The following is a 13,988-nucleotide window of genomic DNA, read 5'->3' on the forward strand; positions in this document are numbered from 1 at the left end:
TTTGCCCTGCGCAGGCGCAGGGCTGTATGGAGAGCAGATGATGAACCTTTTTCAACGTTACCAGCAGCTGAAAGCTGAACACCCTAAAAAATATGCTCGCGATCTGGCCGACCTGCTGGGCGTTAGCGAAGCTGAGCTAACCCATGCCCGCATGCAGGAAGATGCCGTAGCGCTGAAGCCGGATGCCAGAGCGCTGCTAACCGCGCTGGAAGCCGCAGGTGAAACCAAATCCATTACCCGCAACGCTTTTGCCGTACATGAACAGATTGGCCGCTATGAAAACCTGCGTCTCGGCGACCATGCCGGACTGATCCTCAATCCACGCGCACTGGATCAGCGCCTGTTTCCCCACCAGTGGAAAAGCTTTTTTGCGCTACACGAAGAGACAGCGCGCGGCGAACGCTACAGTATTCAAATCTTTGATGCGCATGGCGATGCAGTGCTAAAAATCTACGCCACGCCAGAAAGCGATATGGCCGCCTGGCATGCTCTTATCGCCGACTTTCGCCTGGCAGAGGTGCCCGAGCTTAGCGTTATCCCCGTTACGCCAGCCAGCCTGAACCCGCAGCCGGACAATGCGGCCATCGAGCAGGAGTGGCGCGCAATGACCGATGTGCATCAGTTCTTTGGGCTGCTGAAGCGGCATAATATTTCACGGCAGCAGGCTTTTCGCGCGGTGCCCAACGATCTGGCGCAGCAGGTGGATAACAGTGCGCTTAACACACTGCTGACGCAGGCCGTTAAGGACGGCAACGAAATCATGATTTTTATCGGCAACCGCGGCTGCGTGCAAATTTTCACCGGTGCGGTCGAGAAGCTGGTACCGATGGAGAACTGGCTAAATATTTTTAATCCAACCTTTACGCTGCATCTGATGGAGGACACCCTCGCAGAGAGCTGGATCACCCGCAAACCCACGGCCGATGGCTTTGTCACCAGCCTGGAGCTGTTTGCCGCTGACGGCACGCAGATAGCGCAGTTGTACGGCCAGCGTACAGAAGGCGAGCCGGAGCAGGCGCGCTGGCGCGAGCAGGTGGCGCTTCTGGTCGGTGAGGGCGCAGCGGCATGAAACACTGGCTGATTGCACTGCTGGCGTTGCCCTTTGCGCTGATGGCGGAAGAGCGGGTCATCACCATTGGTGGCGACGTCACGGAGATAGTCTATGCGCTGGGTGCCCAACAGGATCTGGTGGCGCGCGACTCCACCAGCCTGCGGCCTGCGCTGGCAACAAAATTGCCGGACGTGGGCTATATGCGTCAGCTCAACGCGGAAGGAATTCTGGCGATGCGGCCAACGCTGGTGATTGCCAGCGAGCTGGCGAAGCCTTCGCTGGCGTTGCAGCAGGTCGCGCAGGCTGGCGTAAAAGTTGTCACGGTAACCGGCGAACCTTCGCTGGCGGCCATTCATCAGAAAATTGCTACCGTTGCCGGCGCGCTGCATCAGGAAGAAGAGGGCAAAGCGCTGGAAGCGAAGCTGGACAGCCAGCTGGCCGACGTGAATGAGAAGCCGCTGCCGGTAAAAGTGCTGTTCATCCTTAGCCATACCGGTATGAAGGCGCAGGCTGCCGGAACGGGCACGGCGGCGGATGGTGCCATCCGTAGCGCAGGGCTGGTTAACGCGATGGGCAACGTGCCGCACTATCAGGCGCTCACCCAGGAAGGCATTGTAGCCAGTGCGCCGCAGCTGGTGGTTATCGGGAGAGACGGCATGAAGGCGCTGGGCGATGAAGAAGCTATCTGGCAGCTGCCCGGGCTGGCGCTGACTCCGGCGGGCAAACATCGCAATCTGCTGGTGGTGGATGAGATGGCGCTGCTGGGTTTTGGGCTACATACGCCTGAGGCTATTGCCAGATTGCGTAAAGCGGCGCAAGCGATAGCGCAATGAAAATGAACGTGCGGCGCGGACTATGGCTAATGCTTGCGTTGACGGTAACGACGGCACTGTTTGCCGCCGGAACGGGCGCAATGCGGCTGTCGCTGCCGATGGTCTGGCGCGCGCCTGCCGACAGTATGATCTGGCAGATTTGGTGGACTATCCGGCTGCCGCGCGTGCTGCTGGCTATACTGGTCGGCAGCGCGCTGGCGGTCTCGGGCGCGACGATGCAGGGCCTTTTTCGCAATCCGCTGGCCGATCCCGGCCTGCTTGGCATCAGCAGCGGTGCTTCCTTGGCGCTGGCTTGCGCAATAGTGATGCCCTTAACGCTTCCCGCCGTGCTGGCTTTATGGTGGCCCATGCTGGCCGCCTTTGTCGGTAGCCTGGCCGTGACCATAGTTATTTTTCTGTTGAGCCGCCGTAGCCGCACCACGCTTTCCCGCCTGCTGTTGGCCGGTATCGCCATTAACGCTATCTGCGGTGCGGCGGTTGGCGTGCTCTCCTGGCTCAGCAACGACCAGCAGCTGCGCCAGCTTTCGTTGTGGGGCATGGGATCGCTGGGGCAGGCGCAGTGGTCGACGGTGTCGGCCTGCGCCGCGCTGGTTATTCCGGCCATGCTGGCCACGCAGTGGCAGGCAAAACGGTTGAATTTGCTACAGCTGGGTGATGAAGAAGCGCACTATCTTGGCGTTAACGTCAGGCAGACGCAGCGCGTGCTGCTGGTGCTCAGCGCGCTGTTAGTCGCCGCTGCGGTGGCGGTGAGCGGCGTGATCGGTTTTATCGGCCTGGTGGTGCCGCATCTGATCAGGCTTTGCGCTGGCGGCGACCATCGCTGGCTCCTGCCTGCCTCCGCGCTGCTGGGGGCCATGCTGCTGATGGCGGCCGATACGCTGGCGCGCACGCTGGTAGCACCGGCAGAAATGCCGGTTGGCTTATTAACCAGCCTGCTGGGCGCGCCGTGGTTTTTATGGTTGATATTGCGCAGACGGGAAAGCGGCGATGAGTAACCTGTTGCAGGCCAGCCAGCTCTCTTACCGCGTCGGTTCACGTCTGCTGATCGACGGCGTTTCATGCACGCTAAAGCCGGGAGAAATGGTTGCGCTGATTGGCCCCAACGGCGCAGGAAAATCCACGCTGTTACGTATGTTAACCGGCTATCTGACGCCTGATTCAGGAGAATGCCTGCTCGAGGGACAGCCGGTTGGCCGTTGGCCGAGCGAAAAGCTGGCCCGCACCCGCGCAGTGATGCGGCAACAAAGTCACGTTGAATTTCCCTTAAGCGTGCGCGAAGTCGTGGCAATGGGACGCGCCCCCTGGCCGGACGGCTCCCGTTCTGCTGTTACGGATGAGGTGATGCAGCTTACCGGCTGCGAAAGTCTGGCGCGCCGCGATTACCGTCGGCTTTCCGGCGGCGAACAGCAGCGGGTTCAGCTGGCGCGAGTGCTGGCCCAGCTCTGGCATGACGACGGGCCGCGCGGCTGGTTATTTCTGGACGAGCCGACCTCGGCGCTGGATCTTTATCACCAGCAGCATGCTCTGCGCCTGCTGCACCAGCTAAGCCGAACAGGCCAGCTGGCGGTCTGCTGCGTATTGCACGATCTTAACCTGGCGGCGCTCTGGTCTGACACCATGCTACTGCTGCATAAGGGCAAACTGGTGGCCAGCGGCACGCCCGCTGAGGTAATGACCGAACGGACGCTGACGCACTTCTATCAGGCTGAACTGGATGTTTACCACCACGGCGTCGTGCCGCAAATTATGCTGCGGCGTTAATGGGCGGTGATAGCATCTGTTATCACCGCCCAATGCCGGGAGGATTACTGCGCGGTCATGTTGCTTTGCGGATCGGCAGTGGGCGCCATTGGCGTAACGTCCGGCGGCAGGAAAATATGGTCAAGAATATTTCTTACCAGCGGCGCAGCCGTGACGCCGTTAATCCCGCCGTTTTCCAGAATCAGCGCTATCGCCACCTTAGGCTTATCGAACGGCGCAAAAGCGGTATAGAAAATATGGTCGCGCAGCCGCACAGGGATCATTTTGGCGTTATAGACCTGGTTCTGCTTCAGGCCAAATACCTGTGAAGTCCCGCTTTTCGCCGCAATGCCGTAAGGCGCGGTATGGAAATATTTATAGCCGGTGCCGTTAGGCGCGTTGGCCATACCGAACATCGCCCGGCGTACTAATCCCCAGTAAGGAGAGTTAGCATCGCCAATCTGCTGTGCGGGTAGCGTTGGCTGCCAGAGCGTCACGTTTTTACCCTGTTTCTCTTCATACATCAGATGCGGCTGAATAACGCGACCGTTATTAATCAGCGTCGCCATCGCTTTTACCATCTGAATCGGCGTCGCTATCCAGTAACCCTGACCGATGCCCACGGAAACGGTATCGCCCTGGTACCAGCCTTTCTTATGTACCTTCTGCTTCCATTCGCGGCTGGGCAGCAGGCCATTGTACTCTTCGTTGAGATCGATGCCGGTCGATTTGCCGTAGCCGAACTGGCTGAGCATGGTATGAATGCGGTCGATGCCCATCATAAAAGCGACCTGATAAAAGAAGGTGTCCGCTGACTCTTCGATCGCGCGCGTCACGTCCAGCATGCCGTGTCCTGACTTCTTCCAGTCGCGGTATTTACGCTCGGTGCCGGGCAGCGTCCAGGTTGGTGCGCCAAAAAAGCTGGTTTGCGGCGTGATCACGTGGGTTAACAGCGCCGACATGGCCATATAGGGCTTAACGGTAGAAGCAGGCGGATAAAGGCCCTGGGTCACACGGTTAATTAACGGTAGATCTTTATTTGCCAGCAGGGTCTTATAGGCTTTGTAACTGATGCCTTTCACAAACGGGTTAGGATCGTAGCTGGGGCTGGAAACCATCGCCAACACTTCGCCATCCTTTGGATTTTCAATCAGCACCGCGGCGCGCTGGCCGACCAGCTGCGTTTCGACATACTGCTGTAAATGCAGGTCCAGCGTCAGATAGATATTTTTACCGGCAACGGGCGGCACCTCTTTCAATACGCGGATCACGCGGCCGTGGTTATCCACTTCCACTTCCTGATAGCCGGTTTTGCCGTGCAGGACCGATTCGTAGTAGCCTTCAATGCCCTGTTTGCCGATGTTGTGGTCGGCGGCATAGTTCTCGCTGATGCCCGCCTTATCCAGCCGTTTATAATCGTTGTCGTTAATTTTTGAGACATAGCCGACCACGTGCGCCAGGTCAGCACCGTAAGGATACTGGCGATCTTCGTAGCTATTGATATCGACGCCGGTAAATTTGAACTGGTTAACCGAAAAGCGCGCGACCTCTTCGTCGGTCAGCTCGGTTTTCAGCACGACCGGCTTATAGCGGCTGGCGCTATGAAGGTTATGGGTGAAGGTTTCGATATCTTCGGCGGAAAGGTCGACAATTGGCGTTAGCTGAGCCAGTAACGCCTTCATATCCTGTACTTTATAGGGCAGGATCTCAATGTCATACCAGGTAACATTTTTTACCAGCGGGATGCCATTACGGTCGTAAATGATGCCGCGCGTGGGCGCAACGGGGATCATTTTTATATCGTTTTCGTTGGAACGCGTCTGGTAGTACTTGTTTTGTTCAATCTGCAGATGCCAGAGGTTAACGCCGAGGGTGACAAAACCCGCCAGCACTATCCCAAAGGCGACCAGTGCCCTGCGAACAAACAGCTTCTCTTCTTCTGCAAAATCTCTGAATTTCATTACCGGGCAATCGCGTCGCTTTCATTTTCTTGCAACATGATAGAGATTACTCAACAAATCACGACCTGAAAGATGCATCCCCGGCAAATAAAGTGTGACATTTATTGTCGTTGTAACAAGGGCGATTACGAATAGCTGAGTAATAACGATGGCGCCATAAACAGCGTTATATTTCTGTATTAGAAACCACCCACCAGGGGCGCTTTATCCCCATTGCTGTAAGAGTAATGCTGTTTTTATGGCCTTTCGCCCTATCTGTACTTCAAAAGCGTGCAGGCTGGTTCGGCAGCGGCTGACCGCTTTTGCCGTGTCGCTTCGCAGCATTAACCGCTTATCTCCTCCTGCGCGATTGCCCTAATAATCCAGCAATAGCTGGCACACGCATTTTGCCATCCGCGTTTGCAGCCACGCCGCTTGTTGCACCATCCTGCGTTTCGTCTCAAGCGGTGGCCAATCCGTAGTTAAATCGCAATAGCGGTTCAACTGACCAGCTTATCGCGCTCAGCCCGTATGGCTCTGGCGATAAGCCTGTCATTATGCTTAACAAACCATGAGGTTTTTATGTCAGGGTTATTTTCCCCTTTTACGCTGAAAGACGTGACTTTACGTAACCGCATCGCTGTACCGCCGATGTGCCAGTACACCGCTGAAGATGGACTAAGCAATGAATGGCATCGTGTCCACTACGCCAGCCTGGCTCGTGGCGGCGCGGGGCTGGTGATTGTCGAAGCAACGGCAGTCGCGCCCGAAGGCCGTATTACCCCGGGCTGCCTTGGCATCTGGACAGATGAACAGGCTGAAAAACTGGCGGTTATCGCGCGTGAAATCAAAGCTGCTGGCGCCGTGCCCGGCATCCAGATTGCGCATGCGGGACGCAAAGCCAACGCCAATCGTCCATGGGAAGGTGACGATCATATCGCGAAAGACGATCCGCGCTACTGGGAAACGCTGTCACCTTCCGCCACGGCTTTTGGCGCTAACCTGCCGCAGGTGCCGCATGAAATGACGCTGGAAGATATCGCTCGCGTGCGTAACGATTTCGCCGTAGCGGCTCAGCGCGCGCGCGATGCGGGTTTTGAATGGCTGGAGCTGCATTTCGCACACGGCTACCTGGCGCAAAGCTTCTTTTCCGTGCATGCCAACCAGCGCACCGATCAATACGGCGGCAATCTGGAAGGGCGTAGCCGCTTCCTGCTGGAAACGCTGGCGGCCGTACGTGAGCAGTGGCCAGAAAACCTGCCGTTAACGGCGCGTTTTGGCGTTATTGAATATGACGGTCGTGACGAAGAAACGCTGGCTGAATCGATTGAACTGACGAAGAAATTCCGCGCAGGCGGACTGGATCTGTTAAGCGTCAGCATCGGTTTCTCTACGCCTGAAGCCACTATTCCCTGGGGCCCGGCTTTCCTGGCACCGATAGCCGAGCGGGTGCGTCGCGAGGCGAACATTCCGGTCGCTTCCGCCTGGGGAATTGATGCGCCAGCCATCGCTAACGAAACGATTGAAAAAAATCAGCTGGATCTGGTCATGGTAGGTAAAGCGCATCTGGCCAATCCTAACTGGAGCTACAAAGCCGCGCTGGCACTGAAAGAGGAAAGGCCATCCTGGGTGCTGCCAGCCTCCTATGCGCACTGGCTGGAACGCTACCGCGTCAGCGAATAAACGGGCCGCGCCGTCCATGGCGCGGTACGCTTTGCTCTGGCCGCGACAGCAGCTTGCAGGAGGCGCTTTGCCTCCTTTTTTCTACAGCGGATGAGGGAAATTCGGTACTGCAGGGTAGCGGAAATCAGCATAGCTGTTATTGAAACCGGAATAGAGATTAAGGATTTCCTTATAACAAACCAGCGACATATCATTTATTCGGGTCATACCCAGTTTACGGACGGCGCTCTGTTTATGAGAGCTGATAGTTTTGACTGAAACGTTCAGCTTACGTGAAATAAGAATCGCTGAATTGCCCGACGAAAGTTCTTTCATAATCAAAGATTCTTTTCTGGACAGTGGGCTACAGTGCGAGGTAATGCCGTCGGCGGAACCTTTAAATAAGGGAATAAACTTTTTTAACGCACTTTTTTTTGAAATAAGCCAGTAGGGGTGAAAGCCGGTATGCTCACCCTGTAAAGGGAGATCGATAATAAATGCGACATTAATACCAAAATAATCGATATTCTTTGCCATTCCCAGCTTGGTGTGGCAGTTTTTAAAGTTGATGTCGATAATTACCACGTCGCCTTTAATTAAGTTTCCGGGGCAAAATTCGGCCAGCCATTTTTCATAGCTATAGTCCCTCATCATGATATTATTTGCCGACAGAAAATAACGCATGCCTGCCAAAAAATAAACGTCGTCAGAAATAACATATAGGCTCATAGTTCCCTCTTGATTTTATCCTGGCTACTGCGCGATCCCTCATTCAGTAGTAACTAATGGTAAAGGTTACGGTCGCATCTGCTCTTCCTGCGTTTACGGTGGATTCTGTCTGAATATAGCGGGCGATCAGCGGCATGGTTTGGGTCGTCAACGTGTCATTCTGCATGGTGTAATTTTTGCTGCCGTTCAGATTGACCAGAGTGGGTGAGCTATCGCTGGTGCTGCCATAAGCCAGCTGGATGCCCACGCCGGTCGCGCTGTCGCTCCCCGTTTTCAGGCCAATGATGCCGTTTGTACTGTTTACAATGGCGGTATTAGGCGACAGGGACAGCGTCAGGACATTATTTGTTATTGCCCCCATGCCACTGCTGCCGTTATCTGAGTTCCAGGTATTTCTGCCGTCGTTCAGCATGCCGTAGAACCTTGGGCAGTCGGTTAACTTAATTGAGGCGTCTACCCATGCGCTGGTGCTGCCTGGCCGGGTAAAGCTTTGGGTTTCATGTTTACCCATAGGGACGGTGACGTCGGGCGTGGTGCAGGTTTTTGATACGATCCTTAACGCACCGGTAAAGCTCAGGCTTCCCAGGTTTAAGCCCGAGACGTTCTGTGCAGAGAAGTCATATTTCATCGTAGGCAATCGTGAGCCACTAATGGTACCGGGCGTCACAGTGCCGGTTTTGATCAGGACAATATCAAAATCAAAACCGGTACTCGCTTCCCAGATGTGGGCGTCGTCTTTAGTCGTATCGTACACCCAGTCGTTTGAACTAAACGGCACGATGGAGGAGGAGTTACTTCTGTAGATGGCAATGCCTATTCCCGCTACGCCGGTTTCGTAGACTTTCCCGGCGAAGCTGCCATTGGCCCAGGTTGATGGCGAATTGGGCGTCGTGCTGTAGTAATAGCTTATGGTTGGCTGATATCTGACCGTACTACTCGAGCAGATGATGCGCATGGCGCGTGAAGGTTTAAAATATTGACGGTAAATAATTGTGCCTTCGCTAACGTCAGGCCCCACGGTCAGATTACCGCTTTGTAAGGGCAAGGTGTAATTTATCACGCCGTAGCCGGGGACAAGACTACAGCTGAGGGCAAAAACCTGCCCGGACCAGCCAGCGGCTGCACTCAGCAACACAAGAAAGAAGCCATACTTTTTCGCCAGGCAGAATGTTTTCATTTTTTACTATCCGTGAACGTTATCGTTTTGATTTTTTACGTCAGCCATTTTTTGCCGGGCTGGCTGGCTGTCTGCCATCGCTTCACAAACGCTGTTAAAACGCTGGATTTCGCTCTGGCGGGCTCCCTTAGCCTGCGGCATCAGGACGTAATTCAGGCTGCACTGCATGCCCGGACCTTCTCCCCACTGCACCTGCAGTTCTCCTCGTTCTTCCTGAACGCGCACGTAAACTTCGCCCCCCTGTCCGACCATGCCGACATGATTGCCCTTGCTATCGACAACGCTGGCGCCAAAAGCAACCGGGTCGCCCTGGTAGGTGGCGGTAATCAGCAGTGGGGTGCCGCGAAAGGTGTCATATTTCACCTTCACCACGGCCCCAGACCAGGGCGCGATCCTGAGCGTGGTGTTACCCAGCTCGACATCGCTTGCTATGCCGTTAGGATCCAGGGAGATTTCATTAAGCTGATAGGCATTCAGGTGGGGTACGACCGCATAACCGTTCCAGTCGACATAAATACCCGGGTAGGTTGAAACGCTGGCCCCCTGGGCGCCTTTTGCTTCAACCAGTGCAAAGGTATCGGAAGTGTAAGGCGTTAGCGTTAGCCCGCCGGCATGGCCGATCAGCGTACCGCTCATGCCTGCGGAGAAGCTTTTATAGCCCGCTCCTTTGCTATAGCCTGCATTGAGATGGCTGACGGGGCTCCGCCACGATCCGCTCAGCGAGCCGCTGCTGCCCGTGCCCTGGTTGGCGTTCGCCGCCGTGGCGTTGTAACCAAACTGGCTTACGCTGCCAGCCGTGCCGGAAACGGATGCCTGTTCCGTTGAGCGGCCCGTTGTATTGTGGGCAAGATCAACGCGCAGCTGCGGCGTATGGGCTTCATCATTTCTGCCCAGCGGCAGACTAAAGTTGAGCAAATAGTTATTTTGCGTGGTGCCGTAAAGCGAGTAGGTACGATTAACGCTCATGCCCCAGGTTAATTTTTTATAAGTGTTGTTATAACCCAGCTGATACTGCTTGCTGCTGCCGTCCCGGTTCCAGTAATTCTGCAGGGAGCTACTCAGATAGAAGCGTCCCCAGCTGTCGGGCAAACCCTGGCTGACATTAACAACAAAACGATTTTTAGCTCGCCAGACGGTATCGCTGGAGAGCCCGTTGCGCAGCGCCTGCCGCGTTTGTTCTGCGGTTAAAAAATCCATGTAGCCGCCGGTAGAAAAGCGATAAGCCGCCAGCGAGATCTGACTGCTGGTATCGGAAACGGTTTTGCTGTAGCTGAGCTGATAACTTTGCCCGCTCTGGCTGCCGTCGTTGCCGTTACCCAGACGGGTACGCGCCTGCGTGGCATCCAGGGAAAAAGCGCCAAATTCAGTACCCAGCGCCGTACCAGCCTGCAGCGCATAGTAATGCGGGCTGGCCTGCAAGCCGCTGTAGGCGGTGAGCATATTGTTCAGGCCATACTGAAGCGTGGCCTGATAGATGGCGGGTTTTTCAGAAAGCGAATTGCTGCGCAGCTTGCCTGCGGTGATGGCATAGCGGCTGTTACCTGGCCTGAGAAGCTGGGCAACGGAAGAGTAAGGCACGGAAAAATACTGCTCGCTGCCATCAGATTCACGTATCGTGACGTCCAGGTTGCCGCCGTAGCCGGTAGGGTAAAGATCGTTAAGCAGGAAGTCGCCCGGCGGCACGGTGGTTTCGTAAATGACCTGACTCCCCTGGCGCACGGTAACCCGCGCGCTGGTACGGGCAATCCCGCGAATTTCGGGCGCATAACCGCGAAGCGAGTTTGGCAGCATTTTTTCGTCGCTGGCAAACTGTATGCCGGAAAAGGGAAACGAATCAAACAGCTGGCCAGAAGTGTACGACTGGCCGAGCAGTATCCTGCCATCCAGCGCAGGAATATCATGCTGTAGATAAGTATTAATCGCGCTGTATTTTTTTTGACCGTGCTCTGTCCAGTTCCAGCTGCCGTTATGGCGTAAATACCAGCTGGCTATGTTGATTCCCGCATTGAGGCCGGCATACAGCGTTTTATAGCGGGTGCCTCCGCTTTCACTGCTGTAGGCGCTGGCGTTATAGCCAAGCAGGGCGGCAGGAATGCCGCTGTCCCAACGATTTTTATTAACATAGCCGCGCGCATACTGCTGGATATAAAGCTGCGGGATAACGATATCCAGCCGCTGTTCGTTACTGTCATAATTTACGCGGATGCCGGCTGCCAGATTATGCAGATTGATACAGTCTTCACCTGCTACCCGGGCGGAAAAATCTGCGGGCAATTTATCATATTTAAAAGGGATATCTTTTATAATCTCCCTGGTCAGGCAGGGGTAAACACGGTTATCGGGCGCGCTTTTAAATTCAAGTTCATAGGTGCCCGTCGTATTATCATTGACATAAATTATCGTCCGGTAGATGCCGGGCAGGGCAGAAGCGCCGTTAGCAAATCGGCTAAGATCTATCTTCTTTCCCTCGCCGAGGTTAAGAAAGCCGGGGTCAAATTCAACGTTCTTAGCGATCTCCTGCGAAGCAGTATCAGATGAAGCAAGCGCATATGCAGGCGATAGAATGGAAAACAAAAAAGCCAGTTCTGCTCTTCTCCATTTATTTCCCCGGGCCAGAGCGTTTTTCATAAAAATCCTTTTTATAAAAAAAACGGTAAAACGTCTCAGGCAAGTCTGATGACGTTATTGCAAATAGCGGCTAGTTAATTTGCGATTCAAACTCTACTATCGCGCCAAAGTCATTAACGTAGATTCCAGAGATTTTTTCTCCAGTAGCGCCAGATATGTTAAATGTGTTCTCTGCGAAAGGCGCAATCATATCGGCATCAATTTTTTTTCCATTAATAGTGATGCTTATCAGTGAAGCATAATAGGGGGTCGGGTTTTTTCCTGTAATCCCCGCTCCCTTTTTTCGCCATATTATTTTTTTTGCCGTATCGTTAGCATTACCCTCAAGCTTTGTCGGCCGGAAAAAAAGCTTAATGCGGGAGCGAAAGGCCATCTGCAAATAATTTTCCTGCTTAAGTGCGGGATCTTTAGCCGGGATCTCAAGCACGTTTAGCCAGTAAATCGATTCACGATCTTCGGGCAACGTTTGTCTCGTGTAGCTTATACGCAGCGTTTGTCCCTTTCCCGGCTCTACGCGATTGATCGGCGGCGTTAAAACAAAGGGAACATGAATCGTTTCCGGTTTTGCCTTAACGTCACCATCATCAATCCAGCTTTGTATCAAAACGGGTCTTTTCCCTTTGTTATTGAGTTTTACGCTAACTTCCCTGGCATCGGCAGGATAAATTACCCTGGTGCCGGTAATGACCACGCTGGCATAAACAGCCTGATTGAACGCAGCAAATAAAAAAAAACAGACAAACTTATTCATGCTACCCACTTTTAATAATGAAAAGCAGAGAGAGTCACCTCTCTCTGCAATGAACATTTACTTGTACTGCAGACCATAAACTACGTTGCTGGAAACCAGACCAGCAGTGGTAGTGCCTTCGGCATAGTAGCGTACGGCGTAATACAGCGTTGCCTTACCATCGGTGTCATAGGTAGCAAAGGTATTATTAGACTGGCTTTGCTGACCGATGGCAATTACAGCGTTGTTGTTATGCGGTTCCACCAGCTGCAGGGATACGTTAGTCGCACCTTCAGTGGTCTGATTATCCAGACGACCATTACTATTTACCGTTGGGCCTGCTGAGAAAAAAGCAGCGACCGTTTTAAGCGTGCCCTTACAGTCCGTCAGGTCCATAGCAAATGCGGTTTCGCCTGCTGTCGTACCGGCGGTTGCCAGATCGCCAATTCCTGCTGTAGGTAGTTTAATAGTTGGGTTTTGTACACCATCAATGAGAACGTTACAGGAAGTTGCTGTCAGTTCACCATTAAAGGTAATGGTCCCCGTTGAGGTAGCCTGCGTGTTCATACCGATAAATGCGGTTACCACGGCTGCAGCTATCGCTAGCTTTTTCATTGAATATCCTTATTTATAAAACGTTAAAAAATCCATCCTTTTACTGTCAGGATTGGTTGTCCCCTGAAAAGGGGTATTTGTAGAAAACAACTACAAATTCTTTACATCACAATAATAAATTGGCATGACCCGGTCTTTATTAATACAGAATCCTTTAATATGATCTTTTTCTGCTTTAATAATAAAGTCTTCAGGGATCCCCATCATAATAAGTTTATTTTTAAGGCAGCGCATGACCTGCCACAGACGTTGAGAGGAGGAGCTCAGGCCGTGATTATCCCAGACGTTAGTCAATATCTCTTCGTTACCAATAACGTTACCATTGGCGTTTTCCAGCAGATAAATAAAGAGGCGCATCATGGTTTTTCTTAATCTTATTACGCTGCGGCTTTTTTCATTAGTCAACTGAGTGATGTTGATAATCCTGTTTTGTGAGATGTTAACCTGAATATCGGACTCGATCATGTAGCCGTAAACTTTTGCGCTTTTCAAATCCATTTTCATGCCTCCATTTAACGAGTCAGGATAACGTTAAAGCTACGGGTGTTACCCTTTCCTGAATGAAGCCTATATTACCTGTTCTCTTAAAATATCCTCAACACACACCTGAATCTTGTAGTGAGTGCTGTATTTACATCTTAATATGTTATTTTATTATGTGGTTATGATATTTGGTGGTTTTTTGTTCTTAATTATTTTTGTTTGTTGGTATTATATGCCAAATTCTTCATATAAATAACCATCAAACTTAAAGTCTATTTTTTTGGTCAGGCCTGGAATAATAATTTGACCGTTTAGCTTACCTGAGTGCTTTTTTTTTACAAAAGCCTATATGACTGGCAACATGGTGTAAGGCTGGCAAGCAATGTGAATTATTTTTTCT

General features: G+C 52.9%; 12 protein-coding genes. 5 read left to right on the forward strand and 7 right to left on the reverse strand.

Annotated features, from left to right (window positions below):
* The first annotated feature begins 37 nt into the window (after positions 1–37).
* The 4 genes from KUE00_RS11345 to KUE00_RS11360 are packed head-to-tail and all read left to right on the forward strand — an operon-like array spanning position 38 to position 3,645.
* Positions 38–1,069 carry a hemin-degrading factor gene (locus tag KUE00_RS11345; RefSeq protein ID WP_281434578.1) on the forward strand — a complete coding sequence of 344 codons (1,032 nt, stop codon included), beginning with the start codon at positions 38–40 and terminating at the stop codon, positions 1,067–1,069.
* A complete protein-coding gene (locus KUE00_RS11350; RefSeq protein WP_246759994.1) occupies positions 1,066–1,884 on the forward strand; it encodes a heme/hemin ABC transporter substrate-binding protein in 819 nt (272 codons plus the stop codon). The genes KUE00_RS11345 and KUE00_RS11350 overlap by 4 nt, the downstream gene beginning before the upstream one ends.
* A 2-nt stretch (positions 1,885–1,886) precedes the next feature.
* Positions 1,887–2,879: a FecCD family ABC transporter permease gene (locus tag KUE00_RS11355; RefSeq protein WP_246760128.1), complete on the forward strand. Its 993-nt coding sequence runs from the start codon at positions 1,887–1,889 to the stop codon at positions 2,877–2,879.
* On the forward strand, positions 2,872–3,645 hold the full coding sequence (locus KUE00_RS11360; protein WP_246759996.1) for a heme ABC transporter ATP-binding protein: 774 nt from the start codon (positions 2,872–2,874) through the stop codon (positions 3,643–3,645). The genes KUE00_RS11355 and KUE00_RS11360 overlap by 8 nt, the downstream gene beginning before the upstream one ends.
* 44 nt (positions 3,646–3,689) lie before the next feature.
* Here KUE00_RS11360 and mrdA read toward each other — a convergent pair whose 3' ends face one another.
* Positions 3,690–5,585, reverse strand: a complete 1,896-nt coding sequence (mrdA, locus tag KUE00_RS11365) for a penicillin-binding protein 2 (protein WP_246759997.1) — start codon at positions 5,583–5,585, stop codon at positions 3,690–3,692.
* A 561-nt stretch (positions 5,586–6,146) separates the two neighbouring features.
* Here mrdA and KUE00_RS11370 point away from each other — a divergent pair.
* Positions 6,147–7,247, forward strand: coding sequence for an NADH:flavin oxidoreductase/NADH oxidase (locus tag KUE00_RS11370; RefSeq protein WP_246759998.1), 1,101 nt, complete (start codon positions 6,147–6,149; stop codon positions 7,245–7,247).
* Between the two features lie 81 nt (positions 7,248–7,328).
* Here the strand turns inward: KUE00_RS11370 and KUE00_RS11375 are convergent, their stop codons facing one another.
* From KUE00_RS11375 to KUE00_RS11400, 6 genes are all read right to left on the reverse strand, one after another.
* Positions 7,329–7,955: a helix-turn-helix domain-containing protein gene (locus tag KUE00_RS11375; RefSeq protein ID WP_246759999.1), complete on the reverse strand. Its 627-nt coding sequence runs from the start codon at positions 7,953–7,955 to the stop codon at positions 7,329–7,331.
* A 43-nt stretch (positions 7,956–7,998) separates the two neighbouring features.
* Positions 7,999–9,132 (reverse strand): fimbrial protein, encoded by a 1,134-nt coding sequence (locus tag KUE00_RS11380; RefSeq protein WP_246760000.1) that lies wholly within the window; start codon positions 9,130–9,132, stop codon positions 7,999–8,001.
* 6 nt (positions 9,133–9,138) lie between these two features.
* Positions 9,139–11,760, reverse strand: coding sequence for a fimbria/pilus outer membrane usher protein (locus tag KUE00_RS11385; protein WP_246760001.1), 2,622 nt, complete (start codon positions 11,758–11,760; stop codon positions 9,139–9,141).
* Positions 11,761–11,830: 70 nt separating this feature from the next.
* Positions 11,831–12,511 carry a fimbria/pilus periplasmic chaperone gene (locus tag KUE00_RS11390; protein WP_246760002.1) on the reverse strand — a complete coding sequence of 227 codons (681 nt, stop codon included), beginning with the start codon at positions 12,509–12,511 and terminating at the stop codon, positions 11,831–11,833.
* Between the two features lie 57 nt (positions 12,512–12,568).
* The gene (locus KUE00_RS11395; protein ID WP_246760003.1) at positions 12,569–13,105 is read right to left on the reverse strand and encodes a fimbrial protein; all 537 of its coding nucleotides are present in this window, start codon (positions 13,103–13,105) and stop codon (positions 12,569–12,571) included.
* 90 nt (positions 13,106–13,195) lie between these two features.
* A complete protein-coding gene (locus KUE00_RS11400) occupies positions 13,196–13,603 on the reverse strand; it encodes a winged helix-turn-helix domain-containing protein (RefSeq protein WP_246760004.1) in 408 nt (135 codons plus the stop codon).
* Positions 13,604–13,988: the final 385 nt, after the last annotated feature.

It is taken from the genome of Erwinia phyllosphaerae, assembly GCF_019132875.1.
Taxonomy (GTDB): Bacteria; Pseudomonadota; Gammaproteobacteria; order Enterobacterales; family Enterobacteriaceae; genus Erwinia; species Erwinia phyllosphaerae.